The sequence below is a fragment of the Streptomyces sp. NPDC051180 genome (assembly GCF_040689545.1).
Classification (GTDB): domain Bacteria; phylum Actinomycetota; class Actinomycetes; order Streptomycetales; family Streptomycetaceae; genus Streptomyces.
In genome coordinates this window covers 719,866-742,509 of sequence record NZ_JBFBBC010000001.1, presented here as the reverse complement: position 1 = coordinate 742,509, position 22,644 = coordinate 719,866, and the positions used below count along the sequence as shown (strand labels likewise).

Annotated in this window: 21 protein-coding genes; 9 read left to right on the top strand and 12 right to left on the bottom strand. The window is 72.4% G+C overall.

The window, feature by feature from the left end; all coding sequences use genetic code 11:
- Positions 1–22 precede the first annotated feature (22 nt).
- Positions 23–583, bottom strand: a complete 561-nt coding sequence (locus tag AB0424_RS03255) for a GNAT family protein (RefSeq protein ID WP_366301770.1) — start codon at positions 581–583, stop codon at positions 23–25.
- A 221-nt stretch (positions 584–804) separates the two neighbouring features.
- On the opposite strand from AB0424_RS03255, the gene AB0424_RS03250 reads away from it, so the two are divergent.
- From AB0424_RS03250 to AB0424_RS03240, 3 genes are read left to right on the top strand one after another with little or no spacing between them, the layout of a single operon-like run.
- Positions 805–1,005, top strand: coding sequence for a hypothetical protein (locus tag AB0424_RS03250; protein WP_366301769.1), 201 nt, complete (start codon positions 805–807; stop codon positions 1,003–1,005).
- Complete coding sequence (locus AB0424_RS03245) at positions 975–3,440, top strand: FxsB family cyclophane-forming radical SAM/SPASM peptide maturase (RefSeq protein ID WP_366301767.1); 2,466 nt, start codon at positions 975–977, stop codon at positions 3,438–3,440. The genes AB0424_RS03250 and AB0424_RS03245 overlap by 31 nt, the downstream gene beginning before the upstream one ends.
- On the top strand, positions 3,437–5,551 hold the full coding sequence (locus AB0424_RS03240; RefSeq protein WP_366301765.1) for a tetratricopeptide repeat protein: 2,115 nt from the start codon (positions 3,437–3,439) through the stop codon (positions 5,549–5,551). Before AB0424_RS03245 ends, AB0424_RS03240 begins: the two co-directional genes overlap by 4 nt.
- 74 nt (positions 5,552–5,625) lie before the next feature.
- Here the strand turns inward: AB0424_RS03240 and AB0424_RS03235 are convergent, their stop codons facing one another.
- Positions 5,626–7,134 carry a DUF4246 domain-containing protein gene (locus tag AB0424_RS03235; RefSeq protein ID WP_366301764.1) on the bottom strand — a complete coding sequence of 503 codons (1,509 nt, stop codon included), beginning with the start codon at positions 7,132–7,134 and terminating at the stop codon, positions 5,626–5,628.
- Positions 7,135–7,249: 115 nt separating this feature from the next.
- Here AB0424_RS03235 and AB0424_RS03230 point away from each other — a divergent pair, with 115 nt between their 5' ends.
- Positions 7,250–7,858, top strand: a complete 609-nt coding sequence (locus AB0424_RS03230; RefSeq protein ID WP_366301763.1) for an SMI1/KNR4 family protein — start codon at positions 7,250–7,252, stop codon at positions 7,856–7,858.
- A gap of 30 nt (positions 7,859–7,888) precedes the next feature.
- Here AB0424_RS03230 and AB0424_RS03225 read toward each other — a convergent pair whose 3' ends face one another.
- The gene (locus AB0424_RS03225) at positions 7,889–9,436 is read right to left on the bottom strand and encodes an MFS transporter (RefSeq protein WP_366301761.1); all 1,548 of its coding nucleotides are present in this window, start codon (positions 9,434–9,436) and stop codon (positions 7,889–7,891) included.
- A 187-nt stretch (positions 9,437–9,623) separates the two neighbouring features.
- Between AB0424_RS03225 and AB0424_RS03220 the strand changes: the two genes are divergently transcribed.
- Entirely contained in the window at positions 9,624–10,688 is a 1,065-nt protein-coding gene (locus AB0424_RS03220; RefSeq protein ID WP_366301760.1) for a right-handed parallel beta-helix repeat-containing protein, read from the top strand.
- A gap of 53 nt (positions 10,689–10,741) precedes the next feature.
- A complete protein-coding gene (locus tag AB0424_RS03215; protein ID WP_366301759.1) occupies positions 10,742–11,776 on the top strand; it encodes a methyltransferase in 1,035 nt (344 codons plus the stop codon).
- A gap of 84 nt (positions 11,777–11,860) precedes the next feature.
- Here AB0424_RS03215 and AB0424_RS03210 read toward each other — a convergent pair whose 3' ends face one another.
- From AB0424_RS03210 to AB0424_RS03180, 7 genes are all read right to left on the bottom strand, one after another.
- Positions 11,861–12,193 carry a TcmI family type II polyketide cyclase gene (locus tag AB0424_RS03210; RefSeq protein WP_366301758.1) on the bottom strand — a complete coding sequence of 111 codons (333 nt, stop codon included), beginning with the start codon at positions 12,191–12,193 and terminating at the stop codon, positions 11,861–11,863.
- A gap of 56 nt (positions 12,194–12,249) precedes the next feature.
- Positions 12,250–12,729 carry an SRPBCC family protein gene (locus AB0424_RS03205; protein WP_366301756.1) on the bottom strand — a complete coding sequence of 160 codons (480 nt, stop codon included), beginning with the start codon at positions 12,727–12,729 and terminating at the stop codon, positions 12,250–12,252.
- Position 12,730: 1 nt separating this feature from the next.
- Positions 12,731–12,991: a phosphopantetheine-binding protein gene (locus AB0424_RS03200; protein WP_366301755.1), complete on the bottom strand. Its 261-nt coding sequence runs from the start codon at positions 12,989–12,991 to the stop codon at positions 12,731–12,733.
- Between the two features lie 24 nt (positions 12,992–13,015).
- On the bottom strand, positions 13,016–14,263 hold the full coding sequence (locus tag AB0424_RS03195; RefSeq protein WP_366301754.1) for a ketosynthase chain-length factor: 1,248 nt from the start codon (positions 14,261–14,263) through the stop codon (positions 13,016–13,018).
- A complete protein-coding gene (locus AB0424_RS03190; RefSeq protein WP_366301753.1) occupies positions 14,260–15,528 on the bottom strand; it encodes a beta-ketoacyl-[acyl-carrier-protein] synthase family protein in 1,269 nt (422 codons plus the stop codon). Before AB0424_RS03190 ends, AB0424_RS03195 begins: the two co-directional genes overlap by 4 nt.
- Positions 15,525–15,989, bottom strand: coding sequence for a cupin domain-containing protein (locus AB0424_RS03185; RefSeq protein WP_366301752.1), 465 nt, complete (start codon positions 15,987–15,989; stop codon positions 15,525–15,527). The genes AB0424_RS03190 and AB0424_RS03185 overlap by 4 nt, the downstream gene beginning before the upstream one ends.
- A gap of 68 nt (positions 15,990–16,057) precedes the next feature.
- Positions 16,058–17,179, bottom strand: coding sequence for a SchA/CurD-like domain-containing protein (locus AB0424_RS03180; RefSeq protein ID WP_366301750.1), 1,122 nt, complete (start codon positions 17,177–17,179; stop codon positions 16,058–16,060).
- Positions 17,180–17,413: 234 nt separating this feature from the next.
- Between AB0424_RS03180 and AB0424_RS03175 the strand changes: the two genes are divergently transcribed.
- The 3 genes from AB0424_RS03175 to AB0424_RS03165 all read left to right on the top strand — a co-directional run bounded on the left by AB0424_RS03175 (position 17,414) and on the right by AB0424_RS03165 (position 20,723).
- Positions 17,414–19,075: an FAD-dependent monooxygenase gene (locus AB0424_RS03175; protein WP_366301748.1), complete on the top strand. Its 1,662-nt coding sequence runs from the start codon at positions 17,414–17,416 to the stop codon at positions 19,073–19,075.
- A 395-nt stretch (positions 19,076–19,470) separates the two neighbouring features.
- Entirely contained in the window at positions 19,471–19,977 is a 507-nt protein-coding gene (locus AB0424_RS03170) for a sortase (protein ID WP_366301747.1), read from the top strand.
- 74 nt (positions 19,978–20,051) lie between these two features.
- Positions 20,052–20,723: a class F sortase gene (locus AB0424_RS03165; RefSeq protein ID WP_366301746.1), complete on the top strand. Its 672-nt coding sequence runs from the start codon at positions 20,052–20,054 to the stop codon at positions 20,721–20,723.
- A gap of 14 nt (positions 20,724–20,737) precedes the next feature.
- Here the strand turns inward: AB0424_RS03165 and AB0424_RS03160 are convergent, their stop codons facing one another.
- Both AB0424_RS03160 and AB0424_RS03155 read right to left on the bottom strand, forming a co-directional pair.
- Positions 20,738–21,397 (bottom strand): response regulator transcription factor, encoded by a 660-nt coding sequence (locus tag AB0424_RS03160; RefSeq protein WP_366301744.1) that lies wholly within the window; start codon positions 21,395–21,397, stop codon positions 20,738–20,740.
- Positions 21,394–22,548 (bottom strand): HAMP domain-containing sensor histidine kinase, encoded by a 1,155-nt coding sequence (locus AB0424_RS03155; RefSeq protein ID WP_366301743.1) that lies wholly within the window; start codon positions 22,546–22,548, stop codon positions 21,394–21,396. The genes AB0424_RS03160 and AB0424_RS03155 overlap by 4 nt, the downstream gene beginning before the upstream one ends.
- Between the last annotated feature and the right edge of the window lie 96 nt (positions 22,549–22,644).

Below are 22,644 nucleotides of genomic sequence, written 5' to 3'. Positions count from 1 at the left end.
CCTTACGAGGGCGGGCCCGGAGTCAATCGAGTCCCTCGTCCTCTCGCGCCAACGGCAGAGGCATGTCCGCGGTGATGGCCCAGCGCTCGTGGTCGCGCCACACGCCGCCGATCCTGATGAAGCCCGGCGACAGTCCCTCCCTCCGGAACCCGAGCAGCCGGACCAGCGCACGGGAAGCGGCGTTTCCCGGCTGGACGTCGGCCTCCAGGCGGTTCAGTCCCATGACCTCGAACGCGTGGTGGACGGCCAAGGCCACCCCGGCGGACATATATCCCTGGCCCGCATAGGGCAGGAAGGCGGCGTAGCCGAGAAGGCCGCGCTGGTAGGGGCCGCGCACGATGCCGTTGATGTTGATCATTCCCACGAGGTCGCCCTGATCCCGATGGGTCAGGACCATGCAGGCGGCGCTCACCTGGTCGGATCGGGCCAGATAGGAGGCGAAGACCTGAGGAGTGCGCGGCAGTTCGACCCAGGGGTGATGAAACTCGGCGCTCTTGCGAGCCAGTTCGAGGAATTGCGGCTCGTCGTCGGCGACGACGCTCCGAAGGACGAGCTGTGACACCCGATCATGTCCCCTGCGCACGCGGCCGAGTGTACGACAGTGCCACGGTGCAGAGGGAAGAGGGCAGGGACAGCCGAGCGCGCCGCTGCTAGCCTGGAGGCAGGTGGCTATGCGCCCGCTTCCGCCCGTCGACCCGCCTCGTGAACAGTTCGTTCCTCACCGCTCTCTTCTCCCGCTCCACTCTTCGCAGATACGAGCACCTCGATCGGCCATCATCTCCACCCTCAGCGGAAAAGGTGACCATGACCGACAACGAACCCCTCGGGCGTCCCCTCCCCGACCTCGGGAGCGTCTCGCTGGCAACGCTCGTAGCGGACCGCGCCGGTCTGGTCGCGGAGTTCCGCACCAGCGTCGTGATCCCGGGCCTGCCCGCGCGGACGGCGGCCTTCAACTCCGAGATCGGTGGGGACGGGTGCTTCCCTTCATCGACCAGTACGTCCTGAAGGTCCACGGCTCCTGCGATCTCGCCTGTGACCACTGCTACGTGTACGAGCACGCGGACCAGAGCTGGCGGAGCAAGGCCCGGACCATGAGTCCGGCCGTCGCGGAACGCGTCGCGCGACGCATCGCGGACCACGTGGCGAGGCATGCGATCCCCACCGTGCGCATCACCCTCCATGGCGGCGAACCGCTCCTGCTCGGCGTGGAGCGCCTGCGTGCGCTGATCCAGGCCCTCCGCAGTGCCCTCGGAGACGTCGAACGGCTCGGGTTGAACGTCCACACCAACGCAGTGACCCTCGACCCGGCGTTCCTGGAGTTGTTCGCCGCGTCCGGCGTGCAGGTCGGTGTCTCGCTCGACGGAGACCGGACCGCGAACGACCGGCACCGCCGGTACGCGAACGGCCGCAGCAGTCACGCCGCGGTCCTGCGCGGCCTGGAGCTCCTGCGCCGCCCGGAGTTCCGCGACGTCTACGGCGGGATCCTCTGCACCGTGGACGTCGAGAACGACCCGATCGCCGTGTACGAGGCCCTGCTGGAACAGGAACCGCCCCGTCTCGACTTCCTTCTGCCCCACGCCACCTGGGAGCACCCGCCACCCCGACCGCGCGGGACACCAGCCCCCTACGCCGACTGGCTGGGGCGTGTCCACGCACGCTGGATCGCCGACGGCCGGCCCGTTCCGATCCGCCTGTTCGACGGTCTCGCGGCCGCCGCGTGGGGCGGCGCGAGTGGCAGCGAGGCCGTGGGGCTCCAGCCCGTCGCCCTCGCCGTCGTGGACACCGACGGATCGTGGGAGCAGGCGGACTCCCTGAAGACGGCCTACGACGGAGCCCCCGCGACCGGCATGTCCGTCTTCACCCACAGCGTGGACGACCTCGCCGGCCATCCCGGGGTCACGGCTCGCAACGAGGGATACGCGGACCTGTGCGCCACCTGCCTCGCCTGCCCGGTGGTCCGCGTCTGCGGGGGAGGGCTCTACGCCCACCGATACCGGCCCGGCAACGGATTCGACAACCCCTCCGTGTACTGCGCCGACCTGAAACGCATGGCGTCGGAGATCCCGGCGGCACGCATGCGTGGCATCGGGGTCAGGCGCCACGCAGGCCCCGGACCCGCCGCGCCCTCCGTCCACCGCCTGCCGGACGGAGCCTTCGACGCCTTCGCCGCGGGCGCGGGGACCCTCCACGGCGCGCAGGCCCTCGTCAGCATGCAGACCTCGCTGACCAGAGCCCTCGTCGCGGGACTCGACCCCCTCGACGGTCCCGATTCGGAGCTGGCCGTGGCGGAGTCCCTCGGGCGGCGGCTCCTCCTGGAACTGGACGGCAGCCACCCCACGGAGACGGCCGAAGTACTGCGCCATCCGTTCGTCCAGACATGGGCCCGGGAGCGCCTCCGCCGTGCGGCCACCGCGGGCGGGGAAGCAGGGCCGCCGGAAGAGCCGGACGCCTTCGGACGCGACCGGGCGCACGTCGCCTGTGTCGCCGCGGCCGCCGCGTGGCGCGCCGGCGTCATCACGCGACTTCCCCTCCCCGTGCGGCAGGGGCTCGCGCACCTGCCTGGTCTGGGCGCGGTACGGGTGGACCCTGCGGGACCGACGGCGGACATGACTGTCGACGGGTCGGGCGGGACGCCCCCCGGCTGGCTCGGCGTCAGACGACTGACCGCTCCCTGGCTGCCGGTAGCCCTCGACGACCTCGACCCGTACCGCGCCGTCCGCCGTGCCGACGTCGTCGCCCTCGACCGTCTCTCCCCACGGCAGTGGGCCACCTGGCAGGTCGCGCTCAGCCGTGCGGGGCACGAGCTGACCCGGTCGGTTCCGGACTACGCCACGCCCCTGCGTGCGGTCTTCCGGGTCGTGGTCCCCGTGCGTGTGCTGCCGGTGGACCGGCCCGCGTCGCCGGTACAGCTCCTCAGGGCACCGTTCGGCGCGGTGCGGCTTGCGATGCACAGAGGAACCGCCGACCTGGCCTCCGCGCTGCTCCGGGAATTCCAGTGCGCCAAACTCGACGCGCTGACGGACGCGTACGACTTCTTCGACACCGCAGGCCCCTCCACCCTGCGGATGCCGGGGCGGGACGATCCCGTGCCGGTGGAGGAACTGCTCCGTGACGCCTACGCGCAGGTCGCCCTGGCGGAACTCTGGCGGGCGCGGGCACTCGGGCCGCCTCACCCGCTGTCGTGGGGCGGCGTGGTGTCGCGCGACAGGTTCCTCGTACGGGAGCGGCATCGGCGGGCGCGGGCCGCCGCGGCTTTTCGCGGCTGTGTGGCACGGGCCGACACCGCCGTGGACACGCTCGCCGGCGAAGCCGGCCTCGCCCCGGCCGGCGTGCGGTTCGTCACCGGGCTTCGTACCGCGGTCGACCGTCTGTCGGCAGCCCCCGCTCCGGGGGCTCTGCGCCGCGCGACCGGAGTGAGAGGGGCGGAGGTGTCCGCATGAGCACCGACAGCGGGGGCAACGCGTTCACCGGCCGTGCCGGGCAAGTGGTGCAGGCCGGGATCATCTACGGAGGCGTCCACACCCGCGGCGAAGCCCCGCCTGCACCGACCCTGCCGGTGCCGAGACAGCTGCCCCGGGCCGTGACCTGCTTCACCGACAGGACGGACAACCTGGCCGCGCTGAGTGCTGTCGCCACCACGACGAACGGGGTGGTCACCGTCTCCGGGCCGGCGGGCGTGGGCAAGAGCGCCCTGGCGGTCCACTGGGGACACCAGTCGAGGGAGCGCTACCCGGACGGCCAGCTCTATGTGAACCTGAGGGGCTACGACCGGCTCGCACCCCTCGCGCCCGAGGAGGTCCTCCACGGTTTCCTCACGGCCCTGGGTGCGCCACCGGATCGGATACCGGGCTCGCTCGACGCCATGTCCGCACTCTTCCGCTCCCTGCTCGACGGGAAGCGGGTCCTGTTGGTCGCGGACAACGCGGGCGACGCCGACCAGATAAGGCCGTTGCTCCCCTCCGCGCCCGGCTGCTTCACGATCGTCACGAGCAGGAACCGGCTCGGGGACCTGACCGCCTTCGACGGCGCCACGCCCGTGCAGATCGATCCGCTGGACACGCGGCACGCCGTGGAGCTGTTCCTTGCGTTGTCGGGTGATGACGACGGGGAGGGGGCCGCCCGGCTCGTTCGGCGCTGCGGCCGTCTCCCGCTCACGGTCCGGATCGCGGCACAACAAGCGGGCTCCGGAACCAGTCTGGGCGAACTCATCGAGGAACTCGAAGCAGACGGCCGCCGGCTGGACTCGCTGTCCACGCCGGACGAGCGAAGGGGAGTACGCACGGTGTTCTCTTGGTCCTATCAGCAACTCGCCCCCGCGGACGCCAAGGCGTTCCGGCTGCTGGCGCTGCACGCCGGGCCGGACTTCTCCGTCTCGACGGCCGCGGCCCTGATCGGTCTGCCCGAACGAGAGACCCTGCGGGCCCTGCGCGGGCTCGTCGCCGTCAACATGCTGGAGGCGACGGGACCGAGACGGTACGCGTACCACGACCTGCTGCGGGACTACGCGCGGGAGCGGGTCGTGAGCGAGGAGCCCCAGGGCGCGAGGGAGGAGGCGCTGGGCCGGGAACTCTCCCACTATCTGCGCATGGCGGACGCCGCGGACCGCGTCCTGGTCCCCGAGCGTCAGCATGTGCCCCTGGAGCGCGCCGCCGACGGCGAGGCCGTCTCGTTTCCCGGGCCTGAGGCGGCCCTCGCGTGGTGCGACGCGGAACTGCCGAGTCTGGTGCCCGCCGTGGACCAGGCGGTCGAGCTCGGCCTGGACGACGTGGCCTGGAAGCTGCCGGTGGCGCTGGTGTACTTCCTGCGGCTGCGCCGGCACGACATCCACCGGCGTGCCCTGTCGGACACGGCCGTGCGGGCGTCCCGTCGCCTGCACGACAGGTGGGCCGAGACGTGGAGCCTCATCTGCGTCGCCGGCGCGGAGTCGGACATGGGCCTGCACGAGGACGCCATGCGTCACTTCACCGAAGCCTTGACGATCAGTCAGGCGACCGGCGATCGCCATTGGCAGGCGACCAGCATCTACAACATCGCCTGGACCCTCCGTCTCATGGGGAGGCACGAGGAAGCACTGGAACGGCAGCGGGAAGCCCTGCCGATCCACCTGAGCAACGGAGACCGCCGCGGCGAGTCCATCACGCGGACGGAGATCGGCGCCCTGAGTCTCGCCCTCGGCCGCCCGACCGCTGCCTTCGAGGAGTACGAGAGGGCGCTGGCCGGCTCCCGGGCCACGGCGGACCTGCCGACGGAGGCCAAGTCGCTGCACGGGCTGGGCGATGTGTGCCGGACCGTCGGCCGGACCGACGACGCGATCGGGTGGTACGGACAGGCCGTGGAGGTACGGCGTCGCATAGGAGACCTGCTCGGACTGGCCCGTTCTCTGGACGGCCTTGCCGTGCAGCTGGGTGGGGCGGGCCGGGCCGTGGAGGCGCGGACGCTCCTGGCCGAGGCGGTCGCGATCCTGGACTCCCTCGGCAACCCGCTGGCGGAGGAGGTCCGGCAGCGGATGACGGCGAGCGACGCGGCTGCCGAGCCCGATCCCGGAAGCTAGATCCGCGATCGGCTCTGCCCCCCGGTCGGCGTCAGAGGACGCCGACCGGGGGGGGGCGGCCCGGAGCGCGGGGCTCAGTGCTCGCAGAGGGAGAACTCGCGTTCGTAGAGCTGTTCGTTGTGCTCGTCGACGAAGAACTTGCGTTCCTGCATGAGCTGTTCGCGGTAGGCCCTGGCCTGGTCGAGGGTCATGGTGGAGGTGGCGGACCACGGCTGCTGCGGGGGCACGTCGGAGGTGGAGACGAGGGTCTCCGAGGGGTCGACGAGGAAGAACGCGAGGATCTTGCGGTGTCCCGGGCGGGTGGGGTCGGCGAGGCGGAACGAACCGACGCGGTGCTGGTAGACGTTGGGGAAGGCCAGGCAGCGGCCGGCCGGGGTGGAGGACGAACCCAGGAGCTGGTTGAGCGCGTCCTCGTCCTCCAGGCCGAAGACCTCGCGGAGACCGTTGTCGTCGTTCTGCTCGTACTCGGGGTCGTCGAGGGCGGCCCGGAAGCTCAGCCGGCTCTCGGTGATGTTCTCGCTGTCCCAGTAGTAGATGCCGGTCGACACGATCCGTTCGTTGAGCATCCCCTCGACGTGCCAGGAGCCGCCGGCGTACTCCGGCTTCTCCGGGGTCAGGTGGATGGTGGCGAGCTTGGCGATGACCTGGAGGCGGCGGCCGCGCAGGTCGACGCGGGAGGCGGCGTCGGGCACCTCGGGCGCGGTGAAGGCGGGGGCGTCCGGGACGACCGGGCGGCGGTTCTCCCACCACTCCTCGTGGGCGTCCGCCCACACGCGACGGGCTTCCGCGTAGGTCGCGTCGTCCCCGAAGGAGGCCCTGACCGGATAGGCGGGCTCCGAGTCGTACCACCCGTACGGGTCGGCCGCGATGCGAGGGGGCCGCGGGTGGCGCAGATCGGTGAGGACGTTCTCCCAGAGCGGCAGCATGCGGGCGAACAGGTCCGGCAGGACGGCGGCGAGTTCGCGGTGCGTCTCGGGGTGGACGTTGTTGACGTAGGAGCGGAACGCCGCCTCGCCGCCGTCACTGACGTCGACGTCCGTGGGCAGCCACTGGAACACCTCCGAGAACTCGTGCTTCGAGAACTGGTTCGTCGGGTTCTGCCACGCACGCTCGGGAGCGCCACTCGCCTCGCGCACCAGGCAGAACAGGGAGGGGTGCACCAGGTCCAGCACCTGGCCGTCGGATCCGGGGTGCCAGTCCAGCTCCGTCTCGGGGACGTCCTCCAGGACCCGGACCGCCTCGCGCAGCCGGGTCGCGAGCTTGTCGTCGATCAGCGTGTCCGACTGCCACACGCCGTCGACGGCGGACACCTCGATGCCGGTGCGCGCGTCCCGCAGGGTCGCGTAGTGCGCGAGCTCGGCCAGCACGTACCGCACCTGAGCCTCGGTGAGGCCCTGCTCCACCGCCTCACGCGTCCACCGGGCGACGATGCCGGGGTCGTGCATCTTGTCGAACCACCCCGCCTTCGCCCGAAGGTGCGCGCTGCACTCCGTCATCTGAAGCTCGCGGAGCGTCCGGGGTGTGGCGAACGCCAGGGAACGCGCGGCTTGGAAGGGCAGCGGGAAGGCAGACAGGCCGGTCAATTCTCTCGGTCCTCACGGGTCGGTGTGCGGTGCCGGGAAGGATACTTCGCCGCACTGACACCGCAGGGGCGGTCCCCGCGGTCCCGCTCCGGCACGGCCTGGCTACCCTCGGGTCATGGAGATCGACTGGACCGCGGAGTACCTGCGCCTGACGCGGGGCCACCGCCACGAGCGGCTGGACCCCGAGGTCGTGCGGCGGGAGGGGAATCCGCTGGAGCGGCGCCTGACGGAGGCGGACGTGCGCGAGGCGGAGCAGGATCTCGGGATCACGTTCCCCTCCGAGTACCGCGCGCACCTGCTGCGGTTCGGTGACGTCGGACGTCGCTTCAGGCAGCTGTGGCGCGGTCCGCGGGGCTGGGGTTGGTACGGCGACGTCGACACCAACTACGACCTGCTGACGGAGCCGTTCCCGCACCCCGACTCGTACCGTGCCTACGACGAGGAGCACGACGCGCGCGAACCGCCCCGGGAGGACACGGCGGCGTGGGAGGCGTGGGACTCCGAGGGCGGGGTGTTCCACGAGCGCGTGACGGCCGGCGCGGTGTTCATCCAGGAGGGCGGCTGCGGCTTCTCCACCCTCCTCGTCGTCACGGGCCCGCACCGCGGCGAGATGTGGTTCGACGGCAGGGCCAGTTGCGACCGGATCCTCCCGCTGAGGCTGGGCGGCCGGCCCGTCACCTTCGCGGACTGGGTCGACCAGGGCATGAGCATGACGCCGTGGTGAGACGGGGCGCCTGACGGGCCCGGGCGGAGGTCAGCCGCTCTTGCCCGTCTCCAGGGCGGCGTCCGCCGCCGGCCCGGGAAGGGCCGGTCGACGCTGCTCGGTGCCGCCCGCCGGGACCCGTACCGTCGCGACGACGACCAGGGAGGCCACGGCCCCCAGCGCCGCCGCGACGACCAGCACCGCGTTCAGGCCGGAGGCGAACGCCTCACGCACCAGGTGGGCCATCGCGTCGCGGTCGCCCTCGGGCAGGCCGGCGACGACCGACCGCGCCTGTCCGCCGCTCAGCGCCACGGCCGCACCGTGCGGGTCCGGGACCCCGCCGCCGGCCCGCAGGACGCTCTCGATCCGCGACTGGAAGATCACGCCGAACACGGCGATGCCGAGGGCGAACCCCAGTTGGCGGAAGGTGTTGACCGCGCCGCCCACCATGCCGCCGCGCTCCGGAGGCACCGTGGCCAGGGCGGCCGCCGACAGACTGGGCGTCACGAGCCCGACCCCCAGACCGGCGACGACGAGCCCCGCCACGAGGCTGCCGCCCGAGGACCCCGCGTCGAGGCCCGCCTGCATCGCGGAGCCCAGGGCGATCAGTGCCAGCCCTCCTCCGATCGTCGCCCGCGGGAGCCAGGGGCCGAAGCGGCCCGCCAGCGCGGAGACGACGAACGCGGAGGCGCACATGGGCAGGAGGTACAGACCCGCCTCGACGGGCTCGTACCCCAGGACGGACTGCATCCACAGGGACTCGTACAACAGGTAGGCGAACGCGGCGCCCTGCAGGAACAGCGCGGCGGTCATGATGCCGGTGAACGACGGCCTGCGGAACAGCGACAGGTCGAGGACCGGGTGCTCGTGCCGCGTCTCCGCCACGACGAACAGGGCCAGGGCGACGGCCGCCGTGCCGAACAGACCGAGGGTGAAGGGGGTCGTCCAGCCGTCGGAGTGGGCGCGGATCAGCCCGAAGGTGAGGGCCCCGCTCGCCACCGTGAAGGCGACGGTGCCGAGGACGTCCGCCCGCTGCCGGCCCTGCCCCCTGGACTCGCGGACGGACAGGAGCGTCATCGCGACGGCGGCCAGGCAGACCGGCAGGTTGACGAAGAAGATCCACCGCCAGTCCAGGTACTGGGTGAGGAGTCCGCCGACCAGGGGCCCGGCCGCGGCGGCCACCGAGTTGGTGGCGCCCCACACGGCGAAGGCAACGCCCCGGTCCCGGCCGCCGTAGTGCATGCCGAGCAGTGCGATCGTCGTACCGAACATCCCCGCGGCGCCGATCCCCTGCACCGCGCGGGCGCCGATCAGCACACCCGCGGTCGGGGCGACCGCGCACGCCACCGACGCCGCGGTGAAGACGACGAGCCCGACCAGGTACACCTTCCTGCGGCCGATCCGGTCGGCGCGGGAACCGACGCCGAGCAGCAGCGCCGCCAGCGCCAGCGCGTACGTGTCGACCACCCACTCCAGCTCGGAGAGCGAGGTGCCGAGGTCGGTCGCCATGGCGGGCAGCGCCACCGTCACGATCGTGACGTCCAGCAGGAGCATGAACGTGCCCAGACAGATCGCGGCCAAGGGCCACCACTTGCGCATCCGAACCCCTTCGCCGCCCGCCGCACCGGAGACGTGCCCCCGGCGGCCCCTCATGATCCACGGGGGAGCGGCCATTCCCGCGAGGACCCGCGCGCCACGCCCGAGCGTGGACCGCAGGGGGGTATGCCTAGGTCCGCCTGGGGGATCACCGGTGGCAGGCCGCACGGCGCGCTCTTAGCTTCGGCGCATGACCAAACGACAGATCGCCCTGCTGGCCTGCACCGTGGCCCTCACGGCCTCGGGGCTGGGCGCGGCCGCGCCCGGCGCCGTGAGCCGTACGGCTCACCTGGTGAAGCCCGGCGCATCGATCCAGAAGGCCGTGGACGCCGCGAAGCCGGGGGACACCATCGTCCTGTCACCCGGCACCTACCGCGAGAGCGTCCGCATCACCACCCCGCGCCTGACGCTGCGCGGCTCGGGCTCCGCCTCCACCGTCCTCGTGCCCGGCACCCCCGCCGCCGACGACACGTGCGGCAAGGCCGGTCACGGCGTCTGCGTGACCGGGACGGACGGCCACCCCGTCGAGGGCGTCACCGTACGCTCGCTCGCGCTCCGGGGCTTCGCCGCCAACGGCCTGTGGGCCTCCCGGACCGACCGGCTGACGGTCCGCAAGGTGCTCGCCGAGAAGAACGGCAAGTGGGGCATCGCCCAGGAGAGGTCGACACGGGGCGTCTTCAGCCAGAACACCGCCCGCGACAACGCCGACGCCGGACTGTTCCTGGCCAACACCACCGACACGGAGGCCGGCGCCACGGACGCCGGGGGCACGCTGGTCTCCCGCAACAGCCTGTCCGGCAACCGGATCGGCCTCACGGTCCGGCGCCTGCGGAACGTGACCGTCGACCGCAACGAGGCGACCGGCAACTGCGCCGCCGTGTTCGTGGTGGGCGACGAGTCCACACCGCGCGCGGGGGCGATGACCCTGCGCCGCAACGACATCCACGCCAACAACAAGTACTGCCCGAAGACCCCCCGGCTGCCCTTCCTGCAGGGCTCGGGCATCGTCCTCACCGGCGCCGAGGAGACGGTGGTCGAGCAGAACAGGGTCGTCGGCAACGTGGGCGCCTCGCCGCTCTCGGGCGGCATCGTGCTGTTCAAGAGCTTCGTGGGCGTCCCGAACGAGCAGAACGCCGTCCGCGACAACGTGGTGATGCGCAACAGCCCCGCCGACCTGGCCGACCGGGACACCGGCAAGGGCAACACCTTCACCCGCAACACCTGCACGCTCTCGGAACCCGCCGGAATGTGCTGACCCACCGGTTCCCCGACACCCCCACGGCCCGACAGCAAGGACAAGGCGAACAGATGACAACGGTTGACCCCGCTCCCGCTCCCGCCCCGCCGATGCGGCTCAGGGAACTCGTCTTCGGGGCGGCCTGCGCCGCCGCCGTACGCGCGGCCGCCCGCCTGGGCGTGGCCGACGCCCTGGGCGACACGCCCATGACCGCGGAGGACCTCGCGGCCGCCGTGAAGACCCAGCCGCGGACCCTGCGCAGGCTGCTGCGCGCGCTCTCCTGCCAGGGGGTCTTCGCCGAGCAGCCCGACGGCACCTTCGCCCACACGGAGATGTCCCGCCTGCTGCGCGAGGACGACCCGCACAGCCTGCGCTACATCGCGCTGTGGTGCACCGAACCGTGGACGTGGGACGTCTGGCCGAAGCTCGACGAGGCCGTGCGCTCCGGACGGAACGTCTTCGAGGACGTGTACGAGAGGGAGTTCTTCGCGTACCTCAACGAGGACGCGCCCGAGTCGGCCCACGTCTTCAACCGGGCCATGACGACGTCGAGCAGGCAGTCGGCGCAGGACGTCGCTGACCTCCTCGACCTCGGGGACGTCTCCTCCGTCGCCGACATCGGCGGCGGACAGGGACACGTCCTGGCCAGCCTGCTGGAGAAGCACCCGTCCCTGAACGGCGCGCTGCTCGACCTGCCGGGCGTGGTGGGGAACGCCGACCCGCGCCTGCGGGACGGCGGCGCGCTGAGCTCCCGGGTCCGGGTGGTCGCCGGCGACTGCCGCGAGGACATCCCGATCCAGGCGGACGTGTACATCATCAAGAACATCCTGGAGTGGGACGACGACAGCACCCGCAGGGCGCTCGCCAACGTCCGCAAGGCGGCGCGCCCCGGCGCCCGCGTCGTCGTGATCGAGAACCTCGTCGACGACACGCCCTCGATGAGGTTCACCACCGCCATGGACCTGCTGCTGCTCCTCAACGTCGGCGGTGCGAAGCACACGCGGCAGAGCATGGTCGACCGGCTGACCGACGCGGGACTCGTCATCGGCGAGATCCGCCCGGTCAACGCCTACCTCCACGCGTTCGAGTGCACCGTGCCCGCCTGACGGGACGAGGGAAACCCGAGGCCGCCCGCTCCGCGTCGTTCGCGGGGCGGGCGGCCTCGGGTTTCCCTGCCGTGTTCCCGGGGATCAGGAACGGGCGTCGCGCTCCCACTGGTAGAAGCACTGCGCCATGGCGTCCTTGGGGCTCCGCCAGGTCTCCGGGTCGTACGCGCTGACGTACGCCGACAGCTTCTCGCTGGCGTCCCGGAACTCGGGGTGTCCGGTCAGCTTCGCGATGGCCGGTGACGGGTCCTGCTCCGACTCGATGAGGTGCAGGTACACGTCGCCGAACTGGAACAGGCGGCGCCGGGTGACGCCGACCAGGTGCGGGAGCTCCCCGCGGTCCGAGGCGGCGAACACGTCGGCGATCGCCGGAGCCGAACCGGGCGCCATGCGGGCGACGATCAGAGCGTGGTGCATCGAGCGTCCTTCCAGGTGGGACGAGAGGGTGTACGGGTCTCCGCGGCGGGGTTCGGTCAGCCGGGCAGGACCGGGGCGCTCCGGCGGTCGCGGGCGACCTGCTCGATGCGGTCCCGGATGAGGGCCATCTGCGTGCGGGAGTTGCGGTTGATGTTGTCGGTCATCCAGGCGTCGTCGACCGGGGCGTCGGGCTTCATCGCGAAGTCCTGCACCCAGCGCATGTGCACGCCGGCCGGGGTCTCCTCGTACTCCCACCGGATGTTCATGTGGTCGAACGGGCCGGTCTCGACGCGACGGGCGCGGACGGTCCGGCCGCGACGGTCGACGGTCCGCTCCGACACCCAGCTCCAGACCTTCCCGGACTCGTCCGGGTGCATGGTCAGGCGGAAGGTGGTGGAGTCGCCCTCACGGGAGAGCACCTCCAGCGAGGCGTACTCGCTGAAGAGGTCCGGCCAGTTCTCGATGTCGTTGGTGATCTCCCAGACGAGGTCGAGCGGCGCGTCGATGGTGACGCTGTTGTCGGTGTGACCGGACACGTCAGGCTCCCGTCTTCAGGGTGCTGTTGACCAGGCCGAGGAACTCGACGGGGGTCTTGCAGCGCTCGGCGTCGGTGGGCAGGGCCACGCTGTACCGGTTCTCCAGCTCGCCGACGATCCCGAGCAGGCCGAGCGAGTCGAGCCCGAGGGTGGTGAACGGAGCGTCCGGTTCCTTCTCGAGCTCGCGGGCGTCGACGGTGACCCCGGCCGCCTGCTTCATCAGCGTGGCGAGTTCGTCGAAGGTCAGTGTGGTGGTGATCATCTCTGCTCTCCTTCCCGCCCGGTCCTACCGGGCGGAGTCGTCGCCGCGGCGCACGACCAGCGCCGCGTTGGATCCCATGAGTCCCCGGCTGAGGACGAGGGCGGTGCGCAGCTCGGCGGGGCGAGCGCGGGACGTCACCAGATCGAGGTCGTGGCAGATGTCGAACACGTTGGGCGTGGGCGGGACCACACCGTGCTCCATCGCGAAGACCGCGGCGGCGGTGTCCAGGACGGGCGCGCCGCAGTAGGCGCGGCCGATGCCCGTCTTGGGGGCCGTGACGGGGACGCGGGCGGCGTGCGCCCCGAGGGCGTCGGCGATCGCCAGCGCCTCCGCCCGGTCCGCCTCCGGGACGCCCAGGGCGTCGGCAAAGACGACGTCGACCTCCTCGGGCGCGCAGCCGGCCTCGTCGAGGGCGACGCGGACGGCGCGGGCCAGTCCCTCCCGGGACTCCTCCCACCGGGAGGCGCCGGTGAACGTGGCACCGTGGCCGGCGACGACGGCCCGGACGGCCGCCCCCCGGTCGCGGGCACGGTCCTCGTCCTCCACGACGAGCATCGCGCCGCCCTCCGCGGGGACGAAACCGCAGGCGGCCGAGGTGAAGGGCCGGTAGGCGCGGTCCGGGTCCTCGACGGTGCTGAGCTCGGGGTATCCGAGCTGGCAGACCATCGAGTACGGCGCGAGCGGCGCCTCCGCCGCGCCGACGACCACCGCGCCGGTCCCGCGCCGTACGGCCCGGGCGGCGTGCGCGAGACCGTCCAGGCCGCCCGCCTCGTCGCTCGCGACCACACCGCAGGGGCCCTTGAACCCGCCGCGGATGGAGATCTGGCCGGTGCTCGCGGCGTAGAACCAGGCGATGGACTGGTACGGGCCGACGAACTTGGATCCCCGCGACCAGAGCTTCTGGAGCTCCCGCTGGCCGAACTCGCCGCCGCCCGAGCCGGCCGCGGTGACGACGCCGATGGAGTAGGGCTCCTCCGGACCGTCGTGGGCGAGGCCGGCGTCGTCGAGGGCGAGCTGGGCCGCGGCCATCGCGTAGTGGCTGAAGCGGTCGGTCTGGACGAGGAAGGGCTCCTCGATCAGGGCGGAGGCGTCGAAGCCGCGGACCTCGCCCGCGACCTTGAGCGGCAGGTCCTCGCACCCCTCACGGGTGATCCGGTCCAGGACGCCCAGACCTTCGCGGACGGACTTCCAGTACGCGTCGGCACGCAATCCGTTGGGGGCGATCACACCGATGCCGGTGACGACCGCGCGCCGTGGGCGCTCAGTGCTCATCGTGTCCTCCCGCCCGGGCCCGTCAGGAGCACCGCGGACTGGAAGCCGCCGAATCCGCTGCCGACGGAGAGCACGTTCCTGAGCTTCCGGGGGCGGGCGGTGCGCGGCACGTAGTCCAGGTCGCACTCGGGGTCGGGGGTCTCGTAGTTCGCTGTCGGAGGTACCACCTGGTGCTTCAGCGCGAGCACGCAGGCGGCCACCTCTATCGCCCCGATCGCCCCGAGCGAGTGCCCCACCATGGATTTGATGGAGCTCATGGGTGTGTCGTAGGCGTGCGCGCCGAGGGACCGCTTCACGGCGGCGGTCTCGTGCCGGTCGTTCTGCCGGGTGCCCGAGCCGTGCGCGTTCACGTAGTCGATCAGCGTGGGGTCGAGCCGGGCCTGGTCGAGCGTGGAGTCGATCGCCCGGGACATCTCGAGTCCCTCGCCGGTCAGACCGGTCATGTGGTACGCGTTGCCGAAGGTGGCGTAGCCGCCGATCTCGCAGTAGATGTGCGCACCGCGCGCCCGGGCGTGCTCGTACTCCTCCAGCACGAGGACGGCCGCTCCCTCGCCCATGACGAAACCGTTGCGGTTGTTGTCGAAGGGGCGGGAGGCGTGCTCCGGGTCGTCGTTGTCGGGCGACGTGGCCTTGATGGCGTCGAAGCAGGCCATGGTGATGGGGGAGATGGGGGAGTCCGAGGCGCCCGCGATGCAGACGTCGGCCCGGCCCTCCTCGATGGTGTGGAAGGCGTAGCCCACGGCGTCGAGGCCGGAGGTGCAGCCCGTGGAGACGGTCTGCACCGGGCCGCGGGCGCCGAACCGCTCGGCCACGACGGAGGCGAGCGTGCTCGGCGAGAACGCCATGTGCAGCTTGGGATCGGCCGCGCGGTGGTCCACGTCCCACCGCTGCCCGCCCGCGCTGACCAGCACGTAGTCGTGCTCCAGCCGGGTGGTGCCGCCGACGGCGCTGCCCAGGGAGACCGCGACGCGCCAGGGGTCCTCGGCGTCGGTGTCGAGCCCGGAGTCGCGGACGGCCTCCCCGGCGGCGACGACGGCGAACTGGATGTACCGGTCCGCGTGACTGCTCAGCTCCGGGTCCAGCCCGTGGTCCAGCGGGTCGAAGTCGCACTCGGCCGCGATGCGGGAGCGCAGCCCGGCCGGGTCGAACAGGGTGATGCCGCGGGTAGCGGTACGGCCGGCGGAGAGCAGGTCCCAGAACGCGTTCGCTCCGGTGCCGCCCGGAGCGACCACACCGATGCCGGTGACGGCCACTCGCCGGGTCACTCGATGGCCCCGCTTCGCTCGGACACCGGCCCCGGGGCGTGCACGCTCAGGTGCGGCCCCGCGGCGGCGAGCTCGGCCTCGTCGGTGACCTCGGTGTCGACGTGGCCGAGGCTCGGCCGGGGGGCCAGCGGGCCCAGGTGGAAGACCATGCGGGCCTCCACGTCGCCCACGTTGCGGAAGCGGTGCCGCACGTCGATCGGGATCAGGAGGCCCTGATCGTGCTGGAGCGCGTAGGTCTCGCCGTCCAGGTCCACTTCCAGCGCACCCGAGACGACGTACACGAACTCCTCGGAGTACGGGTGGTAGTGCTCGCCGATGCGCTCGCCCGGCTGGACGATGGCCAGACCCATGAAGCCGCTCGTGGAACCCACGGTGGCCGGCGTGAGCATGGCCCGCAGGTCACCCCCGCGCCTGCGGTTGGGTTCCGTCTCGCTCAGGGTCACGATGCGTGGCTTGAGCATGGTTGATACCTCCAGATGTGGCAGTGACGTGCTGGGGAGCGACCGCGGTGGGAGCCGCGACCGGCCCGTCAGGAGTTGGCCGAGCGGTCCGTGACGGGCAGCATGTCGGCGTGCGACAGGAGCCGGTTGACGTTGCGCTCCGTCTCCAGGGAGCCCTCGACGCCGATCGCGGCGCCGTCGAGGAGGCGTTCCAGTTCCGTGGCCTTCCCGTCGCCGCGGAGCCCGAGGGAGGCGACGGGGTCCAGGTCGAGCTCGCCCGCGGCGTCGATGAGGCGCACCACGATGTCGTCGCGCTGGAACACGGTGCTGCTGTGCACCGGGTTGTCGGGATCGTCCGCAGCGGCCCGGTCCTGGTGGGCGAGCAGCCGGGCGAGGTCCATCCCGCGGCCTTCCTTGGCCGGGTAGTACAGCGCGTGCCGGCGCAGACCGGCCGGCGTCGGCCGGTCGGCCACCACGTGGTGGACGGCCGGCAGGGCCGCCCGGGTGAAGAACACGCGGGCCGACTCCGGGTCGGTGAGGTCCCGGTCCTGCTCCAGGTACGGGTTGATGGCCTCCTCGACCGCGCGCACCTCGGGCTGGCGGGCGACGTGCCGCAGTGCCGCGAGCAGATCGCCCTCCACCTCCACGGCGCGCACGACGCGGTTGCCGTGCATGAAGAGGGAGGTGCGGCGCAGCCGGGTGGTCTCGTCGACCTGGGCCTGGGGCGACTGGTACCCGGCGAGGATCTCCGCCACCTTCGACTCCGCACCGGGCTTCACCGTGAAGGTGAGCGCGTGGCGGGCCACGCCGTCTCCGACGCGGGCCTCCACCTGCAGGTCGGTCGACGCCTGGGCCCGCGCGGCCGGCTGACCGAGGCTGGTCTCCCGGAGGACGCTGTAGCGCATCGAACGGGTGTCCCGGACGCAGCTGTGCATCGGCTTGACGATCTCGACGTGCTCCTCGCTGTTCACCCAGGCGAGGAAGGGGGGCGCGCTCTCCCACTCGCTGGTGATGAGCCACTGCGAGGGGTTCTCGATGGACTGGCAGAGCTGGTCACTGATGTGACCGGGGATGGAGGCGACCTGCTTGTGCATGACTTCGTACGCGTCCAGGAACTGCTGCTGCGCACCCTCGTACAGGTCGAGCAGGAGGATCACCCGCAGCCTGGAGCCGTCGAACACGGACTGCGAGATGCGTCCCGAGGGGGCCATCCGGCACACCTCTTCTCTTCTCGGTGGGGGAGGGGGGAACGACCCGGGTGACCGACACGCCGGGACCGTCATGTGTTGATCGTTGACAGGAGCGCCGACACCGCGCGAGTCCCGTGAAGCGGACGAGTGAACCGCGTGTCATCCGGGTGCCCCCGACACGCGGACCCGTCGCCGAAGGGAATGAATCTGCATCCCAACCCCGACTCGCGTCGCAGGTGACGCCGGAGACCAACAATGAACCGATTCGACGTGGCCGACGAGGAACCCGGTCACCGCACGTCCGTACTCATCGTCGGCGGCTCGCTGGTGGGCCTGTCCACTTCGCTGTTCCTGGGCCGGCTCGGCGTGCCGCACACCCTGGTCGAGCGCCATGCGGGCACCTCGATCCACCCGCGCGGCCGCGGGAACAACGTCCGCACGATGGAGGTGTTCCGCAGCGCCGGCGTCGAGCCGCAGGTCAAGGAGGCCGCGTCGGTCCTGGCGCGCAACAACGGCATCCTGCAGACGCCGAGCCTGGTGGGCGACGCCGGTGAGTGGCTGTTCAGGGAGATCGACCCCGGTGGCGGCGTCGCCCGCTTCAGCCCCACCGGATGGTGCCTGTGCAGCCAGAACGACCTCGAACCGGTTCTGCTCAAGCGCGCCGGCGAGCTGGGCGGAGACCTGCGGTTCGGGACGGAGCTGATGTCCTTCGAGCAGGACGCCGACGGAGTGACCGCGCAGGTCAAGAGCCGCGAGACCGGCGAGCACACCACCATCCGCGCCGACTACCTCGTGGCGGCGGACGGCCCGCGCAGCCCGATCCGCGAGGGGCTCGGCATCGGCCAGAGCGGTCAGGGCGACCTGTTCCACAACGTGAGCATCACCTTCGTCTCCCGCGGCCTCGCCGACGTCGTCGGCGACCGGCACTTCATCGTCTGCTACCTGACGAACCCGGAGGCCGACGGCGCGCTGCTGCCGGTCGACAACCGGGAGCGCTGGGTGTTCCACGCCCCCTGGCACCCCGAACACGGCGAGACGCTGGAGGAGTTCACCGACGAGCGCTGCCGGGAACACATCCGCCGGGCCGTGGGAGTGCCGGACCTCGACGTGGAGATCACGGGCCGTGCTCCCTGGCACGCGGCCGAGCGGATCGCCGAACGGTACGCGGACGGACGGGTGTTCCTCGCCGGCGACTCCGCCCACGAGATGCCGCCCACCGGGGCGTTCGGCTCCAACACCGGCATCCAGGACGCCCACAACCTCGCCTGGAAGCTCGCCGCCGTCCTGGACGGCTGGGCCGGACCCGACCTGCTGGCCACCTACGACGCGGAGCGTCGCCCGGTCGCGGAGACGACCAGCGCCCGCGCCTCGGCGCGGTCGGTCGAGCACAGCCACCCCGGCTACACCCCCGGACCCGGAGCGGGCGGCCCCCAGGGCAGGAAGGGCGGCATCCTCAACGAGGTGCTCGGCTACCGCTACCCGCGGGGCGCCGTCCTGGGCGCCGACCCCACGATGCCGGTCGTGACCGACGGGCTGCGCCTGACGGGTGAGACCGGCAGCCGCGCCCCGCACGTGTGGCTCGACCGCGACGGCACCCGCGTCTCCACCCTCGACCTGTACCAGCGGTCCCTGGTGCTCCTGAGCGCCGAGGACGGCGCCGGCGGCTGGCACGCTGCGGCGGCCGGCGTCGGGCAGGAGCTGTCCGTGCCGCTCGACGCGTACCGGATCGGCGACGGGCCCGACGCGGAGCTCTCCCCGGCGAGCGACACGGACTGGGCGGAGGCCCACGGCGTCACCCCGGACGGCGCGGTCCTGGTCCGCCCCGACGGCTTCGTCGCCTGGCGGTCCGAGGGCGTGTCCTCGGACCCCGAGGCCGCCCTGAGGCAGGCCCTCACGGCGATCCTCGGCCGAGGCTGACCGGTCTCCTCGTCGCGGGCATGTCAGGGAGCCCCCAGGGCCCCCTGACGTGCCCGTCGCCGTCGGTGCACACCACACCCTGACGGATCGTCGGAGTGACGACCCGTCAAGCCCGTTCCGCGGTAGGGAGATCCGGTTCCCCGACGCCTCCCGGTCCGGCCCTCTCACCCGTTCGCCCGCGGGCCGCCGTTTCTTTCCGGGCACCGCACGGGCCGCTGTGACCTGCGACGGTGATCATCGACGCGGAAGATCAAGAGCCCGACCGGGGGACATCGCACGCGATCTTCCCGTTGCGGTGGTCACCGGGCGGGGATCTGCTGCTCGTGCACGGAGCACAGCACAGGAGCCGCGCGGCACAGCCGGCCAGGAAAGCTCCGCCGAAGGAGAGAAGAAGCATGCGTCTCGCACGTACGGGTACCCAGCTCGCCCTGGTCCTGGGAGCCCTCGCCCTGTCCGCACCCTCCGCCGTCGCGGCACCCTCCGGTGACGTCAAGATCAACCCGGGCAAGGCGTCCCCCGGCACCACCGTCACCGTCAGCACCACCGCCTGTGGCAAGGAGACGTACGGCAAGGGCGAGTCGGAGGCGGGCGGGAAGTTCCACCTCCTTCCGGGCGACCGGCCGGGCGTCCTGGTCGGCGAGTTCACCCTCCCGCGGGACGCCGTCTCCGGCACGGACACCGTCACCCTCAAGTGCCCGCCCCGCATCAAGCAGACCGTCACCTACCAGATCTCCGGCCGCCCGGTCGGTGCCGTGGAGGCGGGCTTCGGCTGGGCCGCGGGAGCGGACGAGGGCGACGACGGCAACCCGTACGCCCTCGGCGCCCTGCTCCTCGGCGGCGCCGCCGCCGGCGTCCTCATCCGGATGCGCCGCCGCGCCACCGCCGCCCGCGACTCCGCCTGAGCCCACGCCCCACGTGCGGGCCCCGACTCCGTCAGGAGTGCAGGGGCCCGCCCGCGTGCGGAGGCACGCACCCCATGAAGAACCGCTTCGGCCCGCCCCCGGGCACGGCACCCTCCCGGCGCGGCCCCTCGGCCGGCGCACTGCTCTGGACCGCGCTCCTCGGCGTCCTGCTGCTCGCCCACGCCCCCGACGGCGCCACCTCCCGGCCCCCGGCGGCGGAGCGGGCCGCCCAGCCGCCGGCCCGCCCCGCCGCCGGAGCCGACCGCGACCGCCCCGCCGGGCGGCCGCTGCCCGCCTCCGACCCGACGCGGATCAGGATCCCCGCCCTCGGGATCGACACCTCCCTCGTCCCCCTCGAACTCGACGGCACCGGAGCCCTGCGCCCCCCGTCCGCGACGGTCCCCACCGTGGCCGGCTGGTACGCCGACGGCACCACCCCCGGCGCCCCGGGCACGGCCGTCGTGACCGGGCACCTGGACACCCCCCTCGGCCCCGCCGTCTTCCACCGCCTCGACGCCCTCTCCCGCGGCGCCGCCATCGAGATCGACCGCGAAGACGGCCGCACCGCCCTCTTCGCCGTCGACGCCGTCGCGCTCCACCCCAAGAACCGCTTCCCCGACGCCAAGGTCTACGGCACCTCCGCCCGCCCCGAACTGCGCCTGATCACCTGCGGCGGCGACTGGTCGACCGACACCGGCTACCGTGCCAACACGGTGGTCTACGCGACCCTGACGGGGACGGAGTAGGGACTCCAGGGGCCTCAGGTGGCAATGCGGTAGCCCACGCCCGGCACGGTCGTGATGACCGCGGGGTCGCCGAGTTTGCGGCGGAGGCGGCTGATGGTCACCGCCACGGTGTTGGTGAAGGGGTCGGCGTTCTCGTCCCACACCCGCTCCAGCAGGTCCTCCGCGCTCATGAAGCCGGGGCTGGCGTCCAGCAGCGCTTCCAGCACGGCGCACTCCTTGACCGAGAGGCCGAGGGGGGCCCCGTCCCGCGTGGCGGAGCGCCGCATCGGGTCGAGTTCGATGCCGGCGGCACGCAGGGTGCGGGCCGGAGCGCGGGGCCGACGTCGCGCCAACGACCGGATGCGCAGCACGAGTTCGGGAAAGTGGAACGGCTTGGCGAGGTAGTCGTCGGCGCCCAGCACGAGACCGCTCACCCGGTCGCCCGGCGTGCCGGCCGCCGTCAGCATCAGCACCATGACCCGGTCCTCCCCGGCGGCGATCATCCGGCAGAGGGCGTCGCCGTGGATGCCGGGCAGGTCACGGTCGAGGACCACCACGTCGTAGGCGTGGGCGTCGAGCCTCACCGCGGCCTCGATGCCGTCGTGGACGACGTCCACCGCCATCCCCTGATCGCGCAGTCCCTCCGCGAGGATCTCGGCGAGGGGCCTGGCGTCCTCGACGACGAGCACCCTCATGCCGACGCCCCCGGGGCCCGGGGCAGGACCACCGTGACCCGCAGCCCTCCTTCGGAACCGGGCCGCATCTCCATCACGCCGTCGTGCGCCGCCGTGATGGCCGCGACGATGGACAGGCCGAGCCCGGAGCCGCGCTCGCCTCCGGTCCGGTCCGCACCCAGCCGGGAGAACGGCCGGCCGAGCCCGGCGACCTGCTCCTCGTCGAGGACCGGGCCGCCGCTCTCGACGACCAGACGGACCGCGTCGCCCTCGGCGCACACGTCCGCGCGGAGCCGGCCGCCGTGGACGTTGTGCCGGACCGCGTTGTCGACGAGGTTCTCGACGACCCGGCCCAGCAGGCTCGCGCTGCCCCACACGTCCGCGGGCCCGTTCTCCCTGTCGCGCAGCACGGTGAGTCCCTTCGCCGCGGTCTCCTCGGCCCGTACGGCGAGGGCCTCGGACAGCAGGAGGTCGAGCCGGACGCGCGCGGCGTCGCCGAACGCGCCGTGCTGCGTGCGGGCGAGTACGAGGAGACCGTCGAGGAGGTGGTCCACGCGGTCGAGTTCGGTGCGCAGACGGCCCACCAGGACGCGCGTCCGCTCGGGTACGGGGCCGGGCTTGGCCGCGGTGACGTCCAGCGCCGCCCGCATGGTCGTGAGCGGGGTGCGGAGTTCGTGCGAGGCGTTCGCCACGAAGCGGCGCTGGCTCGCGAAGGCGCCCTCCAGCCTCTCCAGCAGGTCGTCCACGGTGTCCGCGAGGTCCTTGACCTCGTCGGCGGGACCGGTGACGGCCAGTCGCTCGTGCAGGTTGTCGGCCGAGATGCGCCGGGTGGTCACGGTCATCGTGCGCAGGGGGCGCAGCACCCGCCCGGCCACGAGCCGGCCCAGCCCGATCGACGCGACGCCCATCACGGCCAGCGCCCATGCCGATCCCTTGAGGATCTGCCGCGCCTGGTCCTCGTCCGCCTGGGCCAAGCGCCTTTCCAGATCGTCGATCCGCTCCTGGGCGGGTCCTGCCTCGGTCCGCTCGGGCACGGAACCGGGAACCGCCTCGGCGATCCTGCTGCCGGAGGCGAAGGCCGCGGCGAGGGCGAGCAGGAGCGCGCCGGAGGCCAGGAACAGGCTCGTGTACAGGACCGTGAAGCGGGTGCGCACGGTGCCTGGAAGCTTCATTCCGGGTCCTCTCGTCCGACGGGGTCCCCAGGCTATGCGGAGGCGCCTAACAGGGGCATGACAGCGGCTGTTCGGCTCCTGACATCCGCCGGGGCG